Annotated in this window: 21 protein-coding genes and 2 pseudogenes; 12 read left to right on the forward strand and 11 right to left on the reverse strand. The window is 66.5% G+C overall.

Going from position 1 to position 21,898, the window contains the following annotated elements:
- Positions 1-87: 87 nt before the first annotated feature.
- From ACZ5PO_RS24510 to ACZ5PO_RS24540, 7 genes and pseudogenes are all read left to right on the forward strand, one after another.
- Complete coding sequence (locus ACZ5PO_RS24510) at positions 88-918, forward strand: FAD binding domain-containing protein (RefSeq protein ID WP_464184527.1); 831 nt, start codon at positions 88-90, stop codon at positions 916-918.
- A complete protein-coding gene (locus ACZ5PO_RS24515; RefSeq protein ID WP_464184528.1) occupies positions 915-3,650 on the forward strand; it encodes a molybdopterin-dependent oxidoreductase in 2,736 nt (911 codons plus the stop codon). The genes ACZ5PO_RS24510 and ACZ5PO_RS24515 overlap by 4 nt, the downstream gene beginning before the upstream one ends.
- Positions 3,647-4,621: an antibiotic biosynthesis monooxygenase gene (locus ACZ5PO_RS24520; RefSeq protein WP_464184529.1), complete on the forward strand. Its 975-nt coding sequence runs from the start codon at positions 3,647-3,649 to the stop codon at positions 4,619-4,621. The genes ACZ5PO_RS24515 and ACZ5PO_RS24520 overlap by 4 nt, the downstream gene beginning before the upstream one ends.
- Positions 4,618-5,616 (forward strand): hypothetical protein, encoded by a 999-nt coding sequence (locus ACZ5PO_RS24525; RefSeq protein ID WP_464184530.1) that lies wholly within the window; start codon positions 4,618-4,620, stop codon positions 5,614-5,616. The genes ACZ5PO_RS24520 and ACZ5PO_RS24525 overlap by 4 nt, the downstream gene beginning before the upstream one ends.
- Before the next feature lie 152 nt (positions 5,617-5,768).
- Positions 5,769-6,384, forward strand: a pseudogene (locus ACZ5PO_RS24530) (trimeric intracellular cation channel family protein).
- Positions 6,385-6,470: 86 nt separating this feature from the next.
- Entirely contained in the window at positions 6,471-7,106 is a 636-nt protein-coding gene (locus ACZ5PO_RS24535) for a glutathione S-transferase family protein (RefSeq protein WP_464184532.1), read from the forward strand.
- Positions 7,107-7,261: 155 nt separating this feature from the next.
- On the forward strand, positions 7,262-8,089 hold the full coding sequence (locus ACZ5PO_RS24540) for a toll/interleukin-1 receptor domain-containing protein (RefSeq protein ID WP_464184533.1): 828 nt from the start codon (positions 7,262-7,264) through the stop codon (positions 8,087-8,089).
- A 170-nt stretch (positions 8,090-8,259) separates the two neighbouring features.
- On the opposite strand, the gene ACZ5PO_RS24545 is transcribed toward ACZ5PO_RS24540, so the two are convergent.
- Positions 8,260-9,486, reverse strand: a complete 1,227-nt coding sequence (locus ACZ5PO_RS24545; protein ID WP_464184534.1) for an LLM class flavin-dependent oxidoreductase — start codon at positions 9,484-9,486, stop codon at positions 8,260-8,262.
- A 107-nt stretch (positions 9,487-9,593) separates the two neighbouring features.
- Positions 9,594-9,815, reverse strand: coding sequence for a hypothetical protein (locus tag ACZ5PO_RS24550; protein ID WP_464184535.1), 222 nt, complete (start codon positions 9,813-9,815; stop codon positions 9,594-9,596).
- Positions 9,816-9,835: 20 nt separating this feature from the next.
- Here ACZ5PO_RS24550 and ACZ5PO_RS24555 point away from each other — a divergent pair, with 20 nt between their 5' ends.
- A complete protein-coding gene (locus ACZ5PO_RS24555) occupies positions 9,836-10,189 on the forward strand; it encodes an ArsC family reductase (RefSeq protein WP_464184536.1) in 354 nt (117 codons plus the stop codon).
- Positions 10,190-10,306: 117 nt separating this feature from the next.
- Positions 10,307-10,873, forward strand: a complete 567-nt coding sequence (locus ACZ5PO_RS24560) for a metallophosphoesterase family protein (RefSeq protein ID WP_464184537.1) — start codon at positions 10,307-10,309, stop codon at positions 10,871-10,873.
- Here ACZ5PO_RS24560 and ACZ5PO_RS24565 read toward each other — a convergent pair.
- Both ACZ5PO_RS24565 and ACZ5PO_RS24570 read right to left on the reverse strand, forming a co-directional pair.
- Positions 10,835-12,499 (reverse strand): class I adenylate-forming enzyme family protein, encoded by a 1,665-nt coding sequence (locus ACZ5PO_RS24565; RefSeq protein ID WP_464197012.1) that lies wholly within the window; start codon positions 12,497-12,499, stop codon positions 10,835-10,837. The genes ACZ5PO_RS24560 and ACZ5PO_RS24565 overlap by 39 nt on opposite strands.
- A 98-nt stretch (positions 12,500-12,597) precedes the next feature.
- The gene (locus ACZ5PO_RS24570) at positions 12,598-13,581 is read right to left on the reverse strand and encodes an NADP-dependent oxidoreductase (protein ID WP_464184538.1); all 984 of its coding nucleotides are present in this window, start codon (positions 13,579-13,581) and stop codon (positions 12,598-12,600) included.
- A 540-nt stretch (positions 13,582-14,121) separates the two neighbouring features.
- Here ACZ5PO_RS24570 and ACZ5PO_RS24575 point away from each other — a divergent pair.
- A complete protein-coding gene (locus ACZ5PO_RS24575; RefSeq protein WP_464184540.1) occupies positions 14,122-15,306 on the forward strand; it encodes an ABC transporter substrate-binding protein in 1,185 nt (394 codons plus the stop codon).
- Positions 15,307-15,344: 38 nt separating this feature from the next.
- Here ACZ5PO_RS24575 and ACZ5PO_RS24580 read toward each other — a convergent pair whose 3' ends face one another.
- The 7 genes from ACZ5PO_RS24580 to ACZ5PO_RS24610 form a co-directional block, all read right to left on the reverse strand.
- Positions 15,345-16,481, reverse strand: coding sequence for an acyl-CoA dehydrogenase family protein (locus tag ACZ5PO_RS24580; protein ID WP_464184541.1), 1,137 nt, complete (start codon positions 16,479-16,481; stop codon positions 15,345-15,347).
- 77 nt (positions 16,482-16,558) lie between these two features.
- Positions 16,559-17,743: an acyl-CoA dehydrogenase family protein gene (locus tag ACZ5PO_RS24585; protein WP_464184542.1), complete on the reverse strand. Its 1,185-nt coding sequence runs from the start codon at positions 17,741-17,743 to the stop codon at positions 16,559-16,561.
- Positions 17,740-18,021 (reverse strand): hypothetical protein, encoded by a 282-nt coding sequence (locus tag ACZ5PO_RS24590; protein WP_464184543.1) that lies wholly within the window; start codon positions 18,019-18,021, stop codon positions 17,740-17,742. Before ACZ5PO_RS24590 ends, ACZ5PO_RS24585 begins: the two co-directional genes overlap by 4 nt.
- A gap of 81 nt (positions 18,022-18,102) precedes the next feature.
- Positions 18,103-18,444 (reverse strand): alpha/beta family hydrolase, encoded by a 342-nt coding sequence (locus ACZ5PO_RS24595; RefSeq protein ID WP_464184544.1) that lies wholly within the window; start codon positions 18,442-18,444, stop codon positions 18,103-18,105.
- Positions 18,441-18,776, reverse strand: a complete 336-nt coding sequence (locus ACZ5PO_RS24600) for an alpha/beta family hydrolase (protein WP_464184545.1) — start codon at positions 18,774-18,776, stop codon at positions 18,441-18,443. The genes ACZ5PO_RS24595 and ACZ5PO_RS24600 overlap by 4 nt, the downstream gene beginning before the upstream one ends.
- A gap of 195 nt (positions 18,777-18,971) precedes the next feature.
- The gene (locus ACZ5PO_RS24605) at positions 18,972-19,247 is read right to left on the reverse strand and encodes a hypothetical protein (protein WP_464184546.1); all 276 of its coding nucleotides are present in this window, start codon (positions 19,245-19,247) and stop codon (positions 18,972-18,974) included.
- Positions 19,248-19,411: 164 nt separating this feature from the next.
- Positions 19,412-19,747 (reverse strand): hypothetical protein, encoded by a 336-nt coding sequence (locus ACZ5PO_RS24610; protein ID WP_464184547.1) that lies wholly within the window; start codon positions 19,745-19,747, stop codon positions 19,412-19,414.
- A gap of 324 nt (positions 19,748-20,071) precedes the next feature.
- On the opposite strand from ACZ5PO_RS24610, the gene ACZ5PO_RS24615 reads away from it, so the two are divergent.
- Both ACZ5PO_RS24615 and ACZ5PO_RS24620 read left to right on the forward strand, forming a co-directional pair.
- Complete coding sequence (locus tag ACZ5PO_RS24615) at positions 20,072-20,422, forward strand: hypothetical protein (protein WP_464184548.1); 351 nt, start codon at positions 20,072-20,074, stop codon at positions 20,420-20,422.
- A gap of 154 nt (positions 20,423-20,576) precedes the next feature.
- Positions 20,577-21,808 (forward strand): annotated as a pseudogene (locus ACZ5PO_RS24620) (efflux RND transporter periplasmic adaptor subunit).
- Positions 21,809-21,898 lie beyond the last annotated feature (90 nt).

Here is a 21,898-nt window from a genome sequence, read left to right on the forward strand (position 1 = left end):
ACGCCGGGCCGGCCGGGCGCTGCGCCCGATGTGCGCCGACGACCGACCACCACGCCTCATCATTAACGGCTCGAAGAAGAAACCGGCATGGACATCAACACGATTCAATCGATCGAGCGTCCGCGCCAAGCGGGGGACATCACCCGCTGGCGCGCGGGCCTGGCGTGGTTGTCCGGCGGGACCTGGCTGTTTTCGGAGCCGCAACCGAGCGTCGACACGCTGATCGACCTCAGAGCGTTCGACTGGCCTTCCCTGGCGGTGACACCGGATGGGCTCGACATCGCGGCGACCGCGCGAATTCGCGAGCTCGACCGCTTCGTGCCGCCGCCCGAATGGAGGGCCGGGCCGCTGCTGTCGCTCTGCTGCCGCGCGCTGCTGATGTCGTTCAAGATCGCCAACGAGGCGAGCGTCGGCGGCAACATCTGCATGTCGCTGCCGGCCGGCGCCATGATCTCGCTCACGGTCGCGCTGGAAGGCGTCTACGCCCTGTGGCCGCGGGACAGCGAGGAGCGGGCCCTGCCCGCCATCGATTTCGTCACCGGCAACCACGCCAACGTCCTGGGGCCGGGCGAGCTGCTGCGCAGCATCCACCTGCCGGCGGCGGCCCTTGCCAAGAACTTCGCCTTCCGGCGCTCGTCGCTAGTCCATCAGGGACGCTCGGCGACATTGGTGATCGGCACGTCGAACGGCGGCGAGGATCTGCTCCTGACCATCACCGCGTCGACGCCCAAGCCGCTGCAACTCCGCTTCGACCATATGCCCGATGCGGCCGTCCTGCGCCGCGCGATCGACGCGGCAGTCGCGCCGGACGGCTTCTTCGACGACGTGAACGGCACGCCCGCCTACCGGCGCCACCTGACCTATCATTTCGCCGAAGAGATTCGCGCGGAGCTCGCTGCCCTGGGACATCGCGCATGAACTACTCCGTCGACGGCCGCTCCTTCTCCGCCGAGCCCCGGGCCGGCCAGTGCCTGCGCACCTTCCTGCGCGAGCGTGGCGACTTCGGCGTCAAGAAGGGCTGTGACCAGGGGGATTGCGGCGCCTGCACCGTGTGGGTGGACGGCGAGCCCATCCATTCCTGCCTGATGCCGGCCTTTCGCGCCGCCGGGCGTGAGGTCACCACCGTCCAGGGCCTGGCCAAGGGCAACGAGCTGCATCCGGTCCAGCAGGCGTTCCTCGACGCGGCCGCCTTCCAGTGCGGCTTCTGCGCCGCCGGCATGATCATGACCGTCGCCTCCCTCGACGACGAGCAACGGGCCGACCTGCCGCGCAACCTCAAGGGCAATCTGTGCCGCTGCACCGGCTATCGCTCGATCGATGACGCCATCCACGGCGTCGTCAACGTCGGCGACGACATCGCCGGCAGCGCCTGCGGCGCCAGTCTGCCCAACCCGTTCGGCCCGGGTATCGTCACCGGTCACGCCCGCTATACGATGGACCTGGCGGTCGCCGACCTCGCCCACCTCAAAGTGCTGCGCTCCCCGCACGCGCACGCCCGCATCCTCAGCATCGACACCGCCGCTGCCAAGGCCGTGCCGGGGGTGCTCGCGGTGTTCACCTGGGAGGACGTGCCGCGCAAGCTCTACAGTACGGCGACCCACGAGGACCATCTGGTCGATCCCGACGACACCTACATGCTCGACAACATCGTGCGCTTCGTCGGCCAGCGCGTGGCGGCGGTCGTCGCCGACACGGAGGCTGCGGCCGAAGCCGGCTGCCGGGCGCTCGTCGTCGCCTACGAGCCGCTCCCTGCCGTATTCGACCCGGAACTGGCCATGGCGCCGGGAGCGCCGAAGCTGCACAACAAGGGCGGCGAATCCCGCGGCAACATCTACGCCGAGATCCATGGCGAGGTGGGCAGCGTCGCCAAGGGCTTCGCCGAAGCCGAAGCCGTGCACGAGCACACCTATTCCACCTCGCGCGTCCAGCATGTCCACCTGGAGACGCACGGCACCATCGCCTGGAAGAGCAGCGACGGGCGCATCCACGTCCGCACCAGCTCGCAGGCCCCCTTCATCGCGCAGCAGAAGCTCAGTTATCTGTTCGATATCCCCGCACGCAACCTGCACGTGTTTACCGAACGGGTCGGCGGCGGCTTCGGCGGCAAGCAGGAGGTGATTACCGAGGACCTCTGCGTCCTGGCCACGCTGAAGATCGGCCGCCCGGTGAAATGGGAGTACACGCGCGAAGAACAGTTCATCGCGGCGACCACCCGCCACCAGATGACGACGCACGTGAAGCTCGGCGCCAGGAAGGACGGCACGTTGACCGCCATCGAGGTGCGGGTCGTCTCCAACACCGGCGCCTATGGTGGGCACTCCGGCGAGACGCTGGCGGCGGCGCTCGCCAGCCCGATCGCCATGTACCGCTGCGCCAATAAGAAGGCGGATGGCTTCGCCGTCTACACCAACATGATCCCCGGCGGCGGCTTCCGCGGCTACGGCTCGTCGCAGACGACCTTCGCCATGGAATGCGCCATCGACGACCTGGCCAAGCTGCTGAAGCTCGATCCGTTCGCCATTCGGCGGCTCAACATGGTTGGCCCGGACGACTGGATCGAGTCGATCTGGGACGAGGCGTCCGACGTCGATTTCGGCAGTTACGGCCTCGACCAATGCCTCGATCTGGTCGAGGAGGCCATGGCCTCCGGCGACGGCAAGCCGAAGCCGGCCGGCGACGACTGGCTGGAAGGGCGCGGCGTGGCGCTGACGATGCTGGAATCCGGCCCGCCCACCGAACATCGCTCGGGCGCCACGATGGAGCTGCTGCCGGACGGGCGCTTCCACCTCGCCGTGGGCTCGACCGAGATGGGCAATGGCTCGACGACGTCGCACCGCCAGCTCGCGGCCGGCGTGCTCGGTTCGCGTGCCGACTCGATCGACATCATCAACGCCGACACCGACAAGACGCCTTACGATACCGGCACGTTCGCCAGCACCGGCACGGTCGTGGCCGGCCAGGCCGTCATGCTGACTGCCAAGGCGCTGCACCACAACATCGTCTCTTACGCCGCCCGCAGCACGGGGACTGCGGCGGACGATTGGAGCATGGAGGACGGCGCCGTCGTCGCCGGCAACAAGCGTATCAGCCTGGCCGAGCTCTACGCCCAGGGCGTCGCCCAGGGCCATCGCTTCGAGGCCCGGCGCAAGGCCTACCTGTCGCCGCGCACGGTGGCCTTCAACGTGCAGGGCATTCGCCTTGCCGTGCATCGCGTCACCGGCGACATCGAGATCCTGCAGAGCGTGCACGCCGCCGACATCGGCCGCCTGATCAATCCGCAGCAATGCCGCGGGCAGATCGATGGCTCCATCGCCATGGGCATCGGCTGGGCCCTGACCGAGCACATGGACTACGACGACAGCGGCCACATGAAGAATGCGGCGCTGCGCAACTATCGCATCCCGAGCTTCGCCGACGTGCCGCGCACGCAGATCCTGTTCGCCGATACCTACGACAGCATCGGGCCGCTCGGGGCCAAGGCCCAGGGCGAGAGCGCCATCAACCCGATCGCGCCGGCAATCTCCAACGCGCTCCTCGACGCGACGGGCGTGCGCTTTGCGACTCTGCCCTTCACGCCTGATCGCATCTTCGACCGGCTGCCGGGTGGCCGCCCGCAGGACGCCGCGGCAGCGGCGCCGGGCCGGCCGTGAACGCGCCGTCGCCCCCCATTCCCACGCCTGGCGCGGTCACCATCGTCACCCAGACGCGGGTCCAGCCCGGCTTCGACGACGCCTTCGCGGTGTGGCAGGAGCAGACCAGCGCCATGATCGCCCAGCTGCCCGGCTTCCTCGGCCAGACGGTGATGCGCCCGAGCCCGCCGGCGCAGGTCGATTGGGTGATCCTGCAGCGCTTCGCGACCAGCGCGGCCGCGATCGGCTGGCTCAACTCGCCCGAGCGCATGGCCCGCATCAACGGCGCCCAGTCGATGCTGGTCGGCCGCGACGACGTCCATGTGGTGCCGGACGGCAGCAGCGGGGTGCTGCCGGCGCCGGTATCGGCGGTGATCTCGACCCGTATCAAGCCCGGCCATGAGACGGCCTACCGCGCCTGGGAGCAGCGCATCGCTGCAGCACAGTGCAAGGCGCCGGGCTTCCAGGGCTATCGCTTCGAGCCGCCGATCCCCGGCGTGCAGGACGACTGGCTGTCGATCCTGCGCTTCGATTCCGAGGCCCATCTCGACGCCTGGCTCGAGTCGCCGCAGCGCAAGGCGCTGCTCGCCGAGGCGGACGCCTTCACCGAGGAGTTCCACGCCCGCGTCGCCCGTGCCGGCTTCGACCAATGGTTCCCCGAGCCTGGCAAGGGCCAGCCCGCGCAGGCGGTCTGGAAGCAGAACATGCTGGTTCTGCTCATGCTCTATCCGGTGGTTTACCTGTTCGGCATCGCTGTCCAGAGTCCGCTGCTGACCGGGTGGATGGGCCTGGCCTTCCCGATCGCCCTGTTCATCGGCAACGTCGTGAGCGTGCTGCTGCTGAATTACCTGGTGCCCTGGATCAGCGGCCGTTTCGGCTGGTGGCTCAGCCCGGCGCGGCCCTCGGCGCTGGTGGACGGGCGCGGCGCTGCCATCCTGGCCGTGCTTTACCTCGCCATGATCGCCGCCTTCACGTTGATCCACTGGCCATGACGCTCCGCCGCACCGTCGCTGCTCTGGCGCTGATGCTGGCGGCGTCCACCGGCACCGCCGCGGCGACCGATGCCCCCGCGGGCGACGGCAAGGCCGTCGATCCGACGCCGCTCTTCTCGTTCAACCAGAACCGCTTCAGCTATTCGTATATTTTTACGGCGACCAATCCCGGGTCAGGCAATACGGCCAAGAGCGTCTTCAGCTTCACGCACCTCGACGCCTGGGCTTACGGCACCAACCTCGTCAACGTGGACGTGCTGAAGTCGGACCGCCGCGATCCGATCCGGAAATGCGAGGACGACACCTGTCCGGGTGCGACCGAGATCTATGGGTTCTTCCGTAGCACGCTGGGCTTGAACGAGCTGTTCAACACCCGGGCCTTCAGCGTCGGGCCGTTGCGCAACGTCTCGCTGGAGATCGGCGGCGACGCCAACTTCGACAACAACTCAGCCTCGGGCCAGAAGCGGAGCGGCGTGGTTGGCGTACAGTTCAATTTCGGCTTGCCTTACAACGGCTTTCTCAACATCGCGGGGCTCGCTTACAAGGAAATCAACCACAACGAGTTCCTGAAGCCGGTGTTCAACAACGGCATCGGCGTCTGGAGCGGCGACACGAACTTCCGCCCGACCTGGAGCGTCGAGGCCAACTATCACATGGACCTGGGCTTCTTGCCCGAATACTTGCCGCTCTCGCTGAGCGGCCGGGCGGCCCTGGTCGGGCCGAAGGGCTCGGGCACCAGCATCCTCATTCCGGGCAACCTCAACACCAAGACCGAGTTCAACAGCGAGCAGCGGCTGACCTGGGACGTGAGCCGGTCGATCTGGGGGGCGTCCCAGGCCCACCGCATCGAGGCGTGGGGGGCGTACCGGTATTGGCAGAACAAATTCGGTCTCATCCACGAGAAATCGAACACGTGCACCGCGGCCGTCGATCCCTACGCACGGGGCTCCTGCACGGAGCAGTCCTGGGTCGCCGGCGTCAGCCTCGTCTTCTGAAGCCACCAAGCTGGAGCGCTTCTCCGGCGGTTGGGCGCTTCCAGCCAATCGCGAAGCGCTCAAGGCCGATTTGCCGCGACCCGACGCTCTGGGCTATGGGGCGGTCCGTGCCGTGTGCCGCCGAGGGCGGTTCGGCGAGCGGACGAAGGGCCATGCTGTTCCACGTTCTCTATCTGATCGCGATCGTTGCCGAGGCGATGACGGCCGCCCTGGCGGCGGGTCGCCGCAGCATGGACTGGGTCGGGGTCTGCCTGCTTGGCTGCATCACGGCGCTCGGCGGCGGATCGGTGCGCGATGTGCTGCTGCCACTATCCGCTGTCGTGGGTCCAGCATCCCTACTATCTGGCGGTGACCGCGGGTGCCGCGCTGCTGACGATCGCCATCGCCCGCGTCGTGCATCATCTGCGCCATGTCTTTCTCGTCCTCGACGCCATCGGCCTCGTCGTCTTCACCGTCATCGGCTGCAACATTGCGCTCGACCTGCATCTGCCGGTTCTCATCGTCATCATGTCGGGGATGATCACCGGCTGTGTCGGCGGTGTCCTGCGCGATGTTCTCTGCAACGACGTTCCATTGCTGTTTCGCAGCGAGCTCTACGCCAGCGTATCGGTCGTGGCGGGGAGCATCTATGTCGGCGGCCTCGCGGCGGGATGGCCGCACGATCCGGTGATGGTCACGGCCATGGCCATTGGCCTGGCGCTGCGGCTGCTCGCCATTCGCTACGGCTGGAACATGCCGAAGTTCGTCTACACGCAGGACTGGCACTGATCGGGCAGCGGGGCGGCGGACGATCCGGTTTGCCTGACATCGGCGTCCCGGGCTATGGCGGTTCACCAAAAGCCATGGAGGAACGCTTGAAGCTCTACAATTCGCTCGGACCCAACCCGCACGCGGTCAGGATGTTCGCCGCCGAGAAGGGGATCGCGCTCGACCTGGTCGAGATCGACGTCATGGGCTCGGAGCATCGCCGCAGCCCCTACAGCGACCGCATCAACGTGATCATGCAGACGCCGGCTTTCGAGACCGACGACGGCCAGGTGATCTGCGAGATCACCGCGATCTGCGAGTACCTGGAGGAGATTAAGCCCGAGCCGGCGCTGATCGGCCGCACGCCCGGCGAGCGGGCGGAGACGCGCATGTGGATGCGCCGCATCGACCTCAACATCCTCGAGGGCCGTTCCCGCGCCGGCCGCGCCACCATGGGCCGGGATTTCTACATCGACAAGATCAAGCTCCTCTCGGTGCCCGCCGCCAAGGAGCTGAACGCCATAGTCACCGACCGCATTCTCTGGCTCGACCAGCAGATGGCCGGGCGCACCTACATCTGCGGCGACCGCTATACGCTCGCCGATATCGTGCTGTACTGCTTCATGGCCTTCCGCGCGCCGGAGGGCGGCTCCAACCTGCCGTCCGCCGCCACCCATCTGCATGCTTGGTTCGACCGCATCCGGCGGCGGCCCAGCGCCTTGGCATCGGCCTATCCGGCCTAACCCCTACGGCCTTCCTAAAGCAGCCCGAGCCGCGGTGGGGATGCGTTCTTTGCCGCCGCACGAACTGATCCGGACAAATTCCATGCGCCACGCTCGGCAACGGGTATCGAGATGGAGTACGATGCCCTATAGCCCTACTCTGGAACGCCGCGCCCTTGACTGATGAATCTGATGCCGAGAGTCCGCTCGGCCTGACCGCCGGCTCGATCAGACCTTACGAGGTATGCCTCTCCTTTGCGGGCGAGGATAGAGAACACGCCGATAAACTCGCGAAGATGCTGAGATTGCGGGGAATAAAGGTATTTTATGATCATTTTTTGAGGTCGACGCTTTGGGGGAAGGATCTATATCAACATTTTCAGTCGATATATCGCGATCAGGCCGAATATTGCGTGGTTTTTGTGTCTGAGAGTTATCTCAAAAAAGCATGGACTAAGCATGAAATAAAGCAAGCACATGCAAGATCATTCATAAATGATAGAGAATATATTCTTCCGATTAGGCTTGATGACTCGGCGTTGCCTGGCCTGAACGAGACTATCGGCTACCTCGACCTCCGCACGGTTCCAGTAGAAGAGGTCGCACAGCTATTGCTTGAGAAGCTTGGGCACCAACAGTTCCCCGAAACGCGCCAGAAGCTATATACCGAAGCCGGTGTCGAGCTTGTGGAGTATAATGGCAATATGGTTGCGAAAGGTTGGCCAGAGCAAATTGAAAGGGCGCAGCATCAACCAATTGGGCTTGTAACCGCCGCCTATGAGCGTATCCGATATGGCTCTGAGAAGCGCCTGTGGAAAGGAATGCGCCGAAAATTGCCCGCAAATTGTCATGATTGCGGCGTGTTGGTTGGCCAGCTGCACGTTGAAGGTTGCGACATGGAAGAATGTCCGCGTTGTGGCGGTCAAAGTATCTCCTGCGGTTGCGTTCACCAAGCCATCACGGTGGCCCAATTCGAAGCCTGGGAGAATGGTGAAGATGTATAAGCTAAGGCTTGACCAAGGGGTTCTAAAGGGAGCGATGTTCGTCAACAGCCTACAGAGCGCTTCGCGACCGAGTAGGCTCACCCAATCGCAAAAGCGCCAGATATTCAACGAGCTGGAGCATCTCTACGCAGTCAGGTGATCCTCCCGCGATTGCGAAATGCTCAAGCCGCTCACGCCTTGCGCCGCAGGTCCGGCGCGCTGGGCGTCGGGATCGGCGCGTTCATCGTCTGCGTCACCTCGAAGGCGGCTGCCGCCTTCTCGTTGGCCATGATCTTCGACAGCACCGCCGCGCCGGCGCGCTCGAACGCCTCGCGATGGTCGATGACGTATTGCCGCGAGGTGCGCAGGCCCTCGCAGTAGCGGTTAATCTCCGGGACGACGTAGCGGGCCACCATGTCCCAGCTCTTCAGCGTGTTCTGGCGGTTGGCCCAGTCATGGGCGAAGCCGATCACCGTGCCGAAGCCACCGGAGAGGTCGATGAGCTTCTTGATGCCCGCCACGAGATCGTCCGGTGTGCCGATGACGGCACTCGTCCCTTCCGCCCAGGCGTATTGCTCCACCGCGTCCTCGGGGCTCTTGTAGGCGGTCATGCCGGGACGCATCAGCGTCCCCACGGTGTACTCGTTGTGCCAGCGCATCAGGCCTTTGGCTGCCTCGTCGCGCGCCTGCTCGCGTGTCTCGGCGATGTGCCACGTCATCAGCACGCGCCAGTTCTTGCGGTCGATGGTCTTGCCGGAGACCTTTGCCGCGTCCTCGGCGAAGCCCCATTGCGTCGGCAGAGCCAGCAGCCCCTCGGTCGACATGGAGCCCAGCGAGATGATGCCGACCCCGTGCTTGCCGGAGAGCGTCATGCCCGACGGGCTGACCTGGCTCGCCACGGCGCACTCCATCTCCTCCTGCTGCGGCAGCAGCTGCAGCTTGGCGTTCTGCAGGGTGAACCAGTCACCCTGGTAGGTCACGCGCTCGCCCCGGAACAGGCGCAGGATGATGCCGAGGGCCTCGTCCTGGCGATCGCGTAGCACCATAGGGTCGATGCCGAAGGTATGGGCGTCGGACGCCAGCGCGCCGGGGCCCGAGCCGAAGATGGCGCGCCCGCCGGTCATCCAGTCCAGCTGCACCATGCGCTGCGCCACGTTGAAGGGGTGATGGTAGGGCAGCGAGACCACCCCGGTGCCCAACCGGATGCGATGGGTCCGCTCGCCGGCTGCGGCCAGGAACATCTCGGGCGAGGCGATCATCTCCCAGCCGGAGGAGTGGTGCTCGCCGCACCAGAATTCGTCGAAGCCGAGGCGGTCGAGATGGGCGGCAAGGTCGAGATCGCTGCGGAACACCAGCATCGGGTGCTCGCCGATGGGGTGGTGGGGGGCGAGGAAGGCTCCAAATCGCATGCGTGCCATGTGCGTTTCCCAATTGGACTCTTATGGATTTCGATCACGAAAACTTAGAACATGTTCTGCGGAATGTAGCCAGCCGGCCGCCGCCGATGCTCCTATGTGGTTTTGGATTAGCCGGCTGATTCAATGCGCCGGCTGCCGGTCTGAGTCTCGGCGAGCATCTCGGTGCCGATGATGCGCTCCCGCGCCAGCCGGTCGAGCTCGGCGTCGGTGAGGCCGCCGCTCGGGCACGCGGTCGGCTCATCCCCGTTGCTTGCGGAGCCGGCGGCCGCGAGCACGGCGATTTGCGCGTGTGTCGGCGCGGCGATTGTGCCACCAAGCTGCCCGACCATGTGCTGACTGCGGGACGACGATGGCCAAGGCTGTGACGATCTACGGCATCAAGAACTGCGACACGATGAAGAAGGCGCGTGCCTGGCTCGATGGGCACGGCATCGCCTACGCGTTCCACGACTACAAGGCATCCGGCCTCGACCGCGGCCGGCTCGAGGGCTGGGCCCGCCACGTCGGCTGGGAGACGCTGCTCAACCGCGCCGGCACGACGTTCCGCAAGCTGCCGGACGCGGACCGGGAGGGCGTGACCGAGACCAAGGCCGTGGCGTTGATGCTGGCCCAGCCGTCCATGATCAAGCGGCCGGTGCTCGACGTCGACGGGCGCCTCCTCGTCGGCTTCCGGCCGGCGGACTATGAGGCGGCGCTGCTCTGACCGTGCAAGCTCGGCTCGCGAACGGCGCAAGGGGCCGAATGGCTTCGGGGCATGGTGGACGACCCGAGAGAGCGTCGTGGCTGGCGCGTGAGGGCCGCAGCCGCAGAGTGACAGGTCATGGCCATCTTCTTCACAAGCGATACCCACTTCGGGGACCCGCGCGTTCTGCGCATCGACCGCCGCCCGTATGACTCGCTCTCGGAGCACGATGCCGACCTCATCGCCCGCTGGAACGCCGCCGTTCAGCCCGATGACGATGTCTGGCACCTGGGCGACTTCGCCCTGGCGCGACCGTCGGAGCGGGTCGAGGCCATCCTCGATGGCCTGAACGGCACCAAGCACCTGGTCATCGGCAACAACGATGGGCCGATCACCCTCGGGGCCCGCGGCTGGACCAGCGTGCAGCATTACGCGGAGCTCAATGTCGAGGGACGGCAACTTGTCCTCTGCCACTACCCCTTTCGCACCTGGAACCACATGGGCCGCGGCGTCCTGGACCTGCACGGCCACTCCCATGGCAAGCTGAAGCCCATGCCGCGGCAGTACGACGTCGGCGTCGACGTGTTCGGCTTCCGCCCGGTGGGCCTCGCCACAATTCTGGCGTCGCGAGTCCGCCGCCGCGGTGGGGATGCACAGCCACGCGGCCTACGAAGCGGCAAGGCCGAGCCGGGTGAGCGCCTCTGACCGCAGCTGCCGCTTGGCGATCTTTCCCGAAGCCGTGCGTGGCAACGGTGCCAGGACCACGTGCATGTAGCGAGGCCGCTCGTGCCTGGGAAGCCGGCCTTCGAGGAACCGCTGCAGATGCGATGGGCCGACGTCGGTCCTGACAAAGACGGTCGCCCCCACCTCCTCGCCCAGTCGGTCGTCCGGGACGCCGTAAACGCTGACCTCGAGAACGTCCGGATGCTCGAGCAGGGCGGCTTCGACACCGCCGCAGCCGATGTTCTCGCCGCCGCGAATCACCAAGTCCTTGATGCGATCCACGATGTAGAGGAAGCCGTCGTCATCCAATGTCGCGACGTCGCCGGTCCTCATCCAGCCGTCTTGGAACACGTCGCGGTTGGCCTCCGGACGACGCCAGTAGCCCCGCATGATGGAGGCGCCCCTCACCAGCAGCTCGCCGCTGATGCCAGGGCCGACCACCTGGCCATCGGGCGCGACGATTCGCAGATCGAGGACGGCGGAGCTACGACCTGAGCTCTCGGGATGCGACAGGTAGTCCGGGCCGCCTAGGCCGGCGCCAATGGCGTTGGTTTCCGTCATCCCCCAGCCCGTGGCTGGGGCCGCGTTTGCAAATACCGCATCGATGGCGCGGACCTGCTCGGGCGCGCGAGGCGCGCCTCCGCCACCGATGATCTGAAGCGAGCTCAGGTCGCGGTCCGTGCGCTGCGCATACGTCACGAGGTCGCCGGTCACCGCGGCCGGCGCAATCAGGCTGGTGACCCGCTCCCGCTCGATCAGAATGGCCGCCACGGCCGGATCCCACTTGTACATCGATACGACGCGTCGCTGCGCACGGAACGCCGACAGGAACACGGCGTGCAGGCCGGTGACATGAAACAGGGGGATTGCGAGGAGGCCCGCGCCTTGCGGCGCGCCGGCTGGTGGACGTTCCGCGATGCCCTCGAGGATAGCGACCTCGCCGTCGAGCTCCCAGGAGAGGAGAGCGCTCAGCACAGCGCGATGCGTCGACAGCACGCCCTTCGGACGGCCTGTCGATCCGGACGTGTAGAGCATGATCGCATCGTCGTCGGGTGCGATGTCGCCCAGCGGCGCTGCGGTATCGTCGGGTGCGTTGCCGGAGAGCGTGGGGAACGGCATCGCCCAGGCCGGCAGGGCCGATCGGGTGCGCACGGCGAACACGGTGGGTCCTGAGAGCGGTCCGTCAGCCGGGAGCCGCTCCAGCCGTTCGGCGTCGACCACGAGAACCTTCGGTTCGCAGTCGTCGATAGCGTGAGCCATCTCGTCGGGTGTCCACAGCGCATTCATGGCCACGGCGATCGCGCCGGCGGAGATGGCTGCCGCGAAGGCGATCATCCACTCGGGGTAGTTCCGAAGCGAGATCGCGACGCGATCGCCGCGACGCACGCCGCATTGGTGGCGAAGCACGCCGGCGAACCGATGGACGCTTTGCCAGAACTCGGAGAACGACATGCGCTCATCCTCGTACACGAGGAATGTCATCTCGCTCCGCGCCGACTCAAAGAGCTCCCGCAAGTTGCGCGGGGCATTGCGGAAGGCGCGGATCCGCTGGCCCAAGACCTCGAGCTCAACGAGCTCGAAGGGCTGGCCCACGGCCGTGAGGTTCACCAAGGCTTCGCTTCTAGTCATCTCTACGACCCCGAGATTGGGAGCACGTGGCAGGCGAGCCTCATGGAGCACGTTTGCCCCAGGCTCCGCGCCTTCGGTCAATCGGCCGCCCGGATCAGCATTTTGCCGCTATTGTGTCCCTGGAACAGGCCGATCAGCCCCTCGGGTGCGCGCTCGAAACCATCAAGGATGGTCTCCTGATACTTGATGCGGCCCGACTTGATCCATGCCGTCATGTCGTCGAGGAAGCGATCGTTCAAGTGGCCGAAGTCACTGACCAGGAAACCTTCGATTCGGACGCGCGTGTAGATCATGTTGAAGAGGTTCCGGACTCCGCCCCGTTCGCCATTGTAGGTGGAAATCATGCCGCAGACGGGAATCCGGCCGCGAAGATTCATGCGCGCCAGCGCAGCATCGAGATGCTCGCCCCCAACATTCTCGTAATAGACGTCGATCCCGTTGGGCGTCACTGCGCGCAAGGCGGCTTTGATGGGAGTTGCCTTGTAGTTGATGACAGCGTCCAGCCCGACCGTGGTGCGAAGCCACTCCGCCTTGTCCTCCGATCCCGTCGATCCCACGACATAGCAGTCTTTGATCTTGGCAATCTGCGCTGCCACCGAGCCGACGGCGCCAGCGGCAGTCGAGACGAATACCTGTTCGCCGTTCTTCAGGGCGCCGACTTCGAGCAAACCGGCGTAAGCGGTCAGGCCCGTCATGCCGAGCGCATGCATGTAGAGGCTCAGAGGCAAGGAAGGATCAGGGTCCAGCGGGGTGAGGCCCTCGCCGTTCGAAACGAACCGCTCCCTCATCCCCAGCGTATGACGCACAAGCTGTCCGTCCCGGAGCCTTGGATGACGTGACTTGATAACGCGTGCGATGCCGCCGCCGAGCATCGGGGCGTTGAGGGGCTGGTCGGCGTCGAGGCGTGGGCGCATGTAGGGGTCGACGGAGACGAAGACCGCCTGAAGCAGGACCTCACCCTCGGCCGGCTCCCGGGTTGGACCATTCACGATGGCGAAGTCTTCCTCGACCGGCATGCCGTTCGGACGTCGCACCAAATGTATTTCGCGGCTCTCGCTCATGATGTCGCCTTTGGTTGGAAGCGGTTGATGTCGTTCGGCGCCGTCGGCTCGTCATCGACGCTTCAAGTCAAATAGTGTCGGCATGGCATTTCCTCCCGTGCACCCGTTCGGCGGTCGGTTCGGGTCAGCCGGTGTTCCTTCATCGCATGTGACGCCTCGAGTCCGGCCAGGGCCAGGTCTCTCCAGAAGAGAGGTCCATATTTCATATAAAATAACATATAACAATTTTGGCAAGCCCGAGATTCGATGCTATGAGAGCCGACGCCGGTCGGAGCGCCGCTTTCGCGGAGGAGGGCCGGGGTCTCCGATGACGCAGGTCCATCGCAGAGAGTCACAAGCAGCAAACGCGACGAGCTTCGCGGGTGGCGTCTTCAACCGCGCCCCCGCAGGCCGGCCTGCGACTCCAATGAAGGACCTGTCTTAGCTGGGAGCTCATGGCGTCCCCCGTGTCTCGGCGGCACGAAGGCGCCGGTTGCGCTCGCCCAACTCGCGATCAGTTAGAATGAGGAGCTCGCTACAGTGCGCATAGTTGTCCGACGAATGGTAATCGCCGCAGTCCTGGTGGCCCCGGCTGCGGCGCAGGCTGCGGAGGTCACGCCAGGCGTGACGCCGACAGAGGTGAAGATCGGCGCGACCTATCCCTTCAGCGGGCCAGCGTCCGCCTACGGCAACACCGGCAAGGGTCTGATCGCCTACATTAAATATCTGAATGACAAGGGTGGGGTGAACGGTCGGAGAATCGATTTCATCGCTCTGGATGACGGATACAGTCCGCCCAAGGCGGTCGAGCAAACACGGAAGCTGGTCGAGAGCGAGAATGTCTCATTCATGTTCGGCCAGCTCGGCACGGCGACAAATGCCGCAACCATAAAATACCTGAATGCGAGAAAGGTGCCGGATCTGTTTATTATTTCGGGCGGTTCTCGCTTCACCAACTATAAGGAGTACCCGTACACCACGACCGGAATACCGAGCTATGCGGTTGAGGGGCGCATCTATGCCAAATACATCGCGGAAAAGTATCCTGGCTCCAGGATCGCGCTGCTGTATCAGAACGACGACCTGGGCCGAGATTTTCTGAATGCGTTGAAATCCCAGTTCGGCGGCGAATTTGGCAGCAAAGTAACGGCGCTCTCCTACGAGACAACCGACGCGACGATCGATTCGCAGATTGCCACCCTAAAGAGCTCGGGTGCTGGGATTCTTGTCTTTGGAGGCACCCCGAAGTTCGCGGCGCAGGCCATTCGGAAGGCGCATGAGCTCGATTGGCATCCGGTGCGGTTTGTGAACCTTGTGGCGAGCCAGATCGCTTCCACACTGAGACCGGCTGGTCTGGACATATCGGCCGGCGTGATCTCGGCGGCATACGTCAAGGATCCCACCGACCCGCGTTACGCCGACGATGCCGACGTGAAATGGTACCGCGAGCTGCTAAGCAAGTACGAACCGGGGTCAGATGCATCCGACGTCAATTATATCACCGGCGTCAACCACGGAGTCATCTTGGAGCAGGTGTTGCGGCAGGCCGGAAGTGATCTCTCTCGAGACAATATCCTCAAGCAGTCGAGACGGATAAGCGGTCTCAGGCTTCCGATGACTGTCTCGGGCATCGTTGTCAGCACGAGTGAAACCAACAGTCAGGCATTCACGCAACTCCAGCTTCAACGCTTTAACGGCGCGACGTGGGAACCGCTCGGCGACATCATCGGGGTGACGCCGGAGTGAGGTCAGCGTCGGGCTAATAGCGACCGATCCGCGGTCGCTCACGCGGCTAGCAGGTCACCCTCGGGCGAGCGGCGGGTGCGGTAACGGGCGAGGTGATAGCGGTTGTCCCCATAGGCATATTCCAGCACCTGCGCCTTGCGGAAGTAGTGGCTGATGGCGGCCTCGTTGGTCATGCCGATGCCGCCGTGCAGCTGGATGCCGTCCGCCGCCACGTGGCGCGCCGCCGTGCCGATCTTCCATTTGACGGCAGAGACGCGCTCGCCGCGGCGGGCCGCGTCGCCGGCAAGCGCGGCCGACAGCAGCGGCAGCAGCGAACGGGCATACTCGATCTGCACGGCCATGGCCGCGAGGCGGTGCTGCACCACCTGGAAGCTGCCGATCGTCTGGCCGAACTGCTGCCGCGTCTTGGCGTAGTCCAGGGTGATGGCGAGGATCGCATCCATGGCGCCGATGGCTTCCGCCGCCGCACCGGCCGCGCCCCAGTCGAAGGCCGCCTCGATGGCGGCGAGGGCTCCCTGGGGCGAGCCGAGCAGGGCGTCGGCCGAAAGCTCCACGCCGTCGAACACCACGTCCGCGGCGCGCTGGCCGTCGACCGTCGCGAACGCGGCGAGCGCCACGCCGGGCTGGCTCACGGGCACCCAGAGCAGCACCGGCCCGTCCTCGCTGGCCGCCGACACGACGAGATGGGAGGCCACCGGCGCGCCGAGCACGGTGAACTTGCGGCCGGAGAGCCGCCAGCCGGCGCCGGTGCGGCGCGCCCGCGTGGCGGCCGGCTCGAGGTCATAGCGCCGTTCCGCCTCCGCCCAGGCGAGCGCCAGCACGGCGTCGCCCGCCGCCGCGGCCGCCAGCAGCTGTCCCGCCCGCTCCGGCGCCGCCGCCAGCACCGCCTGGCTCGGCACGACGAGCCCCGCCAGGATGGGCTCGACCACCAGGCCGCGGGCGGTGGCCTCCAGCAGGACGAGGGCCTCGTCCGGTGACGAGGCGTAGCCGCCGGCGCTCTCCGGCAGGCAGGCGCCGAGCCAGCCGAGGTCCCCGATGCGCTTCCAGAAGGACGCATCGAAGCTGCCGCCCTTGTCGACGGTGCGGCGGTAGTGCTCGAACGTGTAGTCCGAGGCTACGAGCCGTTCGACGCTGGCGCGGAACTGGCCGAGCTCTTCGGAGGGGATGAGATCCATCGGGGTCAACCTTGTTGAGGCGTGCGTGTGACTGTCCCGGCGGGGCCTGGCCCGGCGCCGGCCGCGCCGTGGCCGCGCTAGAGCCGCAGCCCGCGCTTGGCGATGATGCCGTGCTGGATCTCGTTGGTGCCGCCGTAGATCGACACGGCACGGCGGATCAGGAACTGGGACATGAGGCCCGGTGCGGCCTCGATGCCGTAGTCGAAGTTGCTCTGCGCCTTCGGCCCGTAGAGCGGCGGGGCGTGCGGGCCCAACGCATCGAGCCAGAGATTGGAGATGCGCTGGCGCAGCTCCGCGCCCTTGATCTTGACCATGGAGGCGCCCACCGCCGGATCGAGGCCGGGCGCGCCGCTGAGCAGCCGGTAGATCATCATCTCGTGCGCCGCGAGGTCGATCTCGGTCTTGGCGATCTCCTCGTCGAAGCCCGGATCGGCGGCGAGCGGCCGCCCGTCTTGCGTCATCTCGGCGGCGAGCTCCTTCAGCCGCTTGAGGTCGCGCTTGCTGTCAGCCAGGTAGGCGCTGCTGGTGCGCTCGTTGTCGAGCAGGAACTTGGCGTAGGTCCAGCCCTTGTTCTCCTCGCCGATGCGGTTCTCGACGGGCACCCGGACGTCGTCGAAGAACACCTCGTTCAGGTAGTGCGCCATGTCCTGGCTGATGATCGGCTTGATGGTGACGCCCGGGCTCTTCACGTCGATCAAGAGCATGGAGATGCCGCCCTGCTTGGGGCCGGTCGTATCGGTCCGCACCAGGCAGAACATCATGTCGGCGTAATGGGCCTCGCTGGTCCAGATCTTCTGGCCGTTGACCACGTAGTGGTCGCCGTCGCGGACGGCCCGGGTCTTGAGGGACGCCAGGTCCGAGCCGGAGTTCGGCTCCGAATAGCCCTGGCACCAGAACTCCGAGCCGTCGGCGATGCGGGGCAGGTAGCGCTGCTTCTGCTGCTCCGTGCCGAAGGCGATGATCACCGGCCCGATCAGGTGCGGCCCGAAGGGTGTTCCGGGCGGCGCGTCGAGCTCGGTGAGCACGCCGTCAAAGATCATCCGCCGCAGCGGCGACCATCCGGTGCCGCCGTACTCCGTCGGCCAGTTCGGCATCGACCAGCCGCGCTCGTGCAGGATCTTGGTCCAGCCCTGCATGTCCGCCTTCGTCGGATGAAAGCCCTGGCGCGTCCGCGCCCGCATGTCGGCGGGCAGATTGGCCTCGACGAAGGCGCGCACCTCGTCGCGGAAGGCGATGTCGTCGGCGCTCCATCCGATGGTCATGCGTTTCCCCTGTGTGCGGTCGACATGCGGCGGCGCCAGACGTCGTTATCGGCGGCAGTGACCGCGTCGTCGGGCGCCGGCGGCGGTTCGTTCGATTGGCTGGCGATCAGTCCGGGCCGGCAGGGCAGGGCGTCATAGGCGGTCGCCTCCATGCCGAGCTCGCCGATGCGTTGCGCCACCTCGGCGTCGCGGATCTTCAGCAGCGACGACACCGGGCGCGGCGAGGCGCCCGACGCCGCTTCCGCAAGCACGCGCGGCGCCGCCACTTCGAGCGACATGCTTCCTCCCAATTCATTGTCCGCTCAGCGTCGGCTGAGGCAGATCGTGCATTTTTTATAAAAAACTGTCAATCGGCCGTCTCAGGCAGACGCGGCCATCCATGCCGCTGCGGCGTCGAGCAAGGTGGCGAGCACCTCCTCGTCCTTGCGTCCGGTCTTGGCGGGGACATGGAACGAGTGGTTGGCGTCGGGTGCGAGCGTGAGCGTCGCCGGCGCGCCGAGCCCGGCAACCACCGGCTTCAGCAGATCGAGCTCCGCCAGCGCGTCGCGGCTGCCCTGGAGGAACAGCATGGGCACGGTGATGGCGCCGAGGTGCTCCGCCCGGCTGGCGGACGGCTTGCCGGCCGGGTGGAGCGGAAACGCGAAGAATACCAGGCCACGGACACCGGGAAGCGGTGCGGCGGCCTGCGCCTGCGAGGTCATGCGGCCGCCGAACGAGCGGCCCCCGCAAACAGCGGCAGGATGCCGCCCCGCCGGCCTGCCTCGGCGACCGCCGCGCGCACCGTGGCATGGGCCACGGCCGGCACATCGGGACGCCGCGTGCCGCGCTCCATGTAGGGGAACTGGTAGCGAAGCGTTGCGATGTCTCGCGCCGCGAGCCCGTCGGCCAGCGCTGCCATCGACTTGTGGGCCATGCCGACGCCGGCGCCGTGCGCCAGCGCCAGGCAGGCCCGTGCCGATGCGGGCTGCTGCCAAAGGCCGCTGACGCTGGTGTCGGCATCGATCGCGATGGTTATGGTCTGTGCGGCGGTCATCGGGCGGCACTCGGCGCGGGCTTGCAGCAATCTATGCCGGCATTCTCTCGCCGCCGGCACCCGCCTGGCAACTCCGCGGCCCGGCTGGCGTCACGACGGACAGGCGCCGCCCCTCAAGCGCCGGTCGGGACGAAACCGACCGGTGCCGGGGCTTGGGCCCGCGCGATCCTGAGCCTGCGCGACGCTTCGGCTAGCTCACCTGCCGCCGTGCCGCTCCCGCTTGAGCGTTTCCGCGGAGCAGTGGACATAGCCATCGTGCAGGGGGTCGTGGCTTCGCGTCGGCATCGCTGCCGTGCCCGGCAGCTTGTGGACGCGGTGGGGGCGATGCGGGCCGTCGATGCAGACGGTTCCACGCGACGACCGCACGAGCCTGCCCTCGGACGTGAAGGCCGGCTCGGCGCGGGGGACGCCCTGGTCGATGGCGGGGTCGAGGAGATGAACGGCAAGGAAAAGCGAGTGAGCGAACGACATGGGGGCTCCGAGGCGGAACGCGCGCTGCCTCCGGCCGAATGCGGCCAGCTGTCGGGCAGCCGAATGGGTTGGGTGATGGCGGCGGATCGCTTGCCCGCGCACGTCCCCGTCCTCGGACGAGACGTCGGAAGCGGCTGATCTGCCAGCTATTCAGGGGCGAAGGATCAGGCGCGCGGCGGGCGCAGGGGCGGCTCTGTGCCCTGGCGTGGGCAGTGCTGCGCGCCGTCTCGCGGATACGAGACCAAATGCCAGGTGCGGACCCCGACGACGCAGTAATCGAGCGGCATGAGGCGGTGGCATTCGACGTCGACGCATGTCGGCGAGGTCGTCGACACGACCTGCACGTGCGGCGCGCCGCCGGCAGCCGACAAGCGCTGTTCGGCGGCGGCGTCGGCGTACCGGTCCGCCGGCGGCGGATTCCGGTCCGATTGCACAGCGATGGACAGGGCAGCGGCGAGCAGGAGGAGAAGGCGGCAGAGCCGGGCGCGCCACAGCGTCATGCCGCGGCTCTCCGACCCCGCTCTCACGCTCCAGGCGTTATCCATGGGCTATACTTAGTATAAGGCAGCTCCTGTTTCCATGGCCCCAGAAACAGGCATGCTGAAATTCGCCCTGCCGAAAATTTAGACGGGTGAACAAAAATAGGACGGCCCGCATCGCCGGTCAATGCGGGCGCTAAACTGAGAACCGTTCGCGGCGGTGTGCCGACGGTGCGCCGTTGCAGGCTATCATCTTGTCGCCACAATTCTAAATGATCCCTTTACTTCAGGACAGAATGTCGCAGCTATATTGCGGCGCAACAGGCGTGCCCTTAAGTTTCCCGCATGAGTCGAAGCTCGATTTCATATCTCGGCATCGCCTTGCTGCTCTGGATCGGGATCGTGCTCCCCTCCGCGCAGCAGCCCCTGCCGGATATCGAGGATACGTCGAGCATCGAGTCCGTGTTTCGCGCGGCGTCTGTTCCCGATGGCCAACTGCCGGTCGCGCCCTCGAAGCACTATATTGGCAGCCCCAGCTGCTCTGCCGACGCCGACTTGTCGGACATGACGCTTGCACTGTGTCCGGTGGTGGCGACCGACGTATCGTTCTGGTCGAGCTTCGTCGTGACGGCAGACCGCGTGCAGTCCCGCTACCTTCCTCCCCACGAGCGTCCGCCTAAGCACGATATCGCCTAGGAATTGCCGATCTGACGGCCGCCGTTGCCGATCAGCCAGGTCATTCCGCCTGAAGACTCAGTAAATCACTAGTTTTCCTTTTCTGGCGACCGTCGAGGCGACCGCGGAATGATGCCGCGCGTTCTCCGTCGCCGTGAACCGGGCGATAATCATCATGCTTGAACTTCCGTGCCGTGCTGCGCGCGTGAAACGCGGCGCGCGTCCTTTGCTCTTGATCGTGCCGCTGGCGCTGTCCGCCTGCACCGAGCCTACGGCCAAGGCCGAGGCGCCCGCGCAGGCTCCCCCGCCCGAGGTGGCGGTGGTCACGGTGACGCCGGAGCCGATCCCCCACCTGCGCGATCTGCCGGGCCGGGTGGCGCCGATGCGGATCGCCGAGGTGCGCGCCCGGGTCGGCGGCCTCGTCGTCAAGCGCACGTTCGAGCAGGGCGGCCGGGTCAGCGAGGGCAGCGTCCTGTACGCGGTCGATCCGGCCCCTTACCGCGTCGAGCTGGCGAGCGCCGAGGCGGCTCTCGACCGGGCCGAGGCGAACGTGGTGCTGACGCGCCAGCAGGCGGAACGCCTCAAGGCGCTACTGGTCCGGCAAGCCGCGAGCCCGGCCCAGCACGACGTTGCCGTCGCCACGCTGAAGCAGGCCGAGGCCGATGTGGCTGCGGCCAAGGCGACGCGGGACCGCGCGCGGCTCAATCTCGACTACACCAACGTGCGGGCGCCGATTTCCGGGCGCATCGGCCGCGCCCTGCTGACCGAGGGCACGCTGCTCGACGCGACGGGCAGTGGGGTGCTCGCCACCGTCCAGCAGCTCGACCCGATCTACGTGGACATCACCCAGTCGGTCGGCGAGCTCAACAAGCTGCGGCGCGACCTGGCCAGCGGCGAACTGGCCCCCTGGATAAGGGCGCGGCCGACGTGCAGCTGATCATGGATGACGGATCACTCTATCCGCAGCCGGGCAAGCTGCTCTTCTCCGACGTCACCGCCGACCCGAGCACCGGTCAGGTCACGCTCCGCGTGCAGTTCCCCAACCCGCAGGACGAGCTGCTGCCCGGCATGTACGTCCGCGCCCGCCTGAAGCAGGCCGTGGATGTCGATGCCATCGCCCTGCCGCAGCAGGCGGTGCAGCGCTCGAACGACGGCAAGGCCGAGGTCTGGGTCGTCAAGGCGGACGACAAGGTGGTGCTGCAGCCGGTCGAGCTGGGCCCCGTCGTGGGCTCGAGCTGGCTCGTGCGGCAAGGCCTCAAGCCGGGCGAGCGGGTGGTGGTCGAAGGCTTCCAGCGGATTTCCGTCGGCATGCAGGTCAGGCCGACCAGCCTGCCTGCGTCGACGCGCCAGGCGAGCGTGGCGGAGGGCGGCGAGCACGCCGCCGTCAACGCCGTCCGGCTCCGCTAGCGCGCGGCCTCGCGCCAAGGGCTGCGCCAAGACAGCGCCAAGTTCCGCCGGCCGCGACCGCGGCACGGCGGGCGTGCGTATTCGCGTGGC

The sequence above is a fragment of the Chelatococcus sp. KU-N122 genome, from assembly GCF_055391085.1.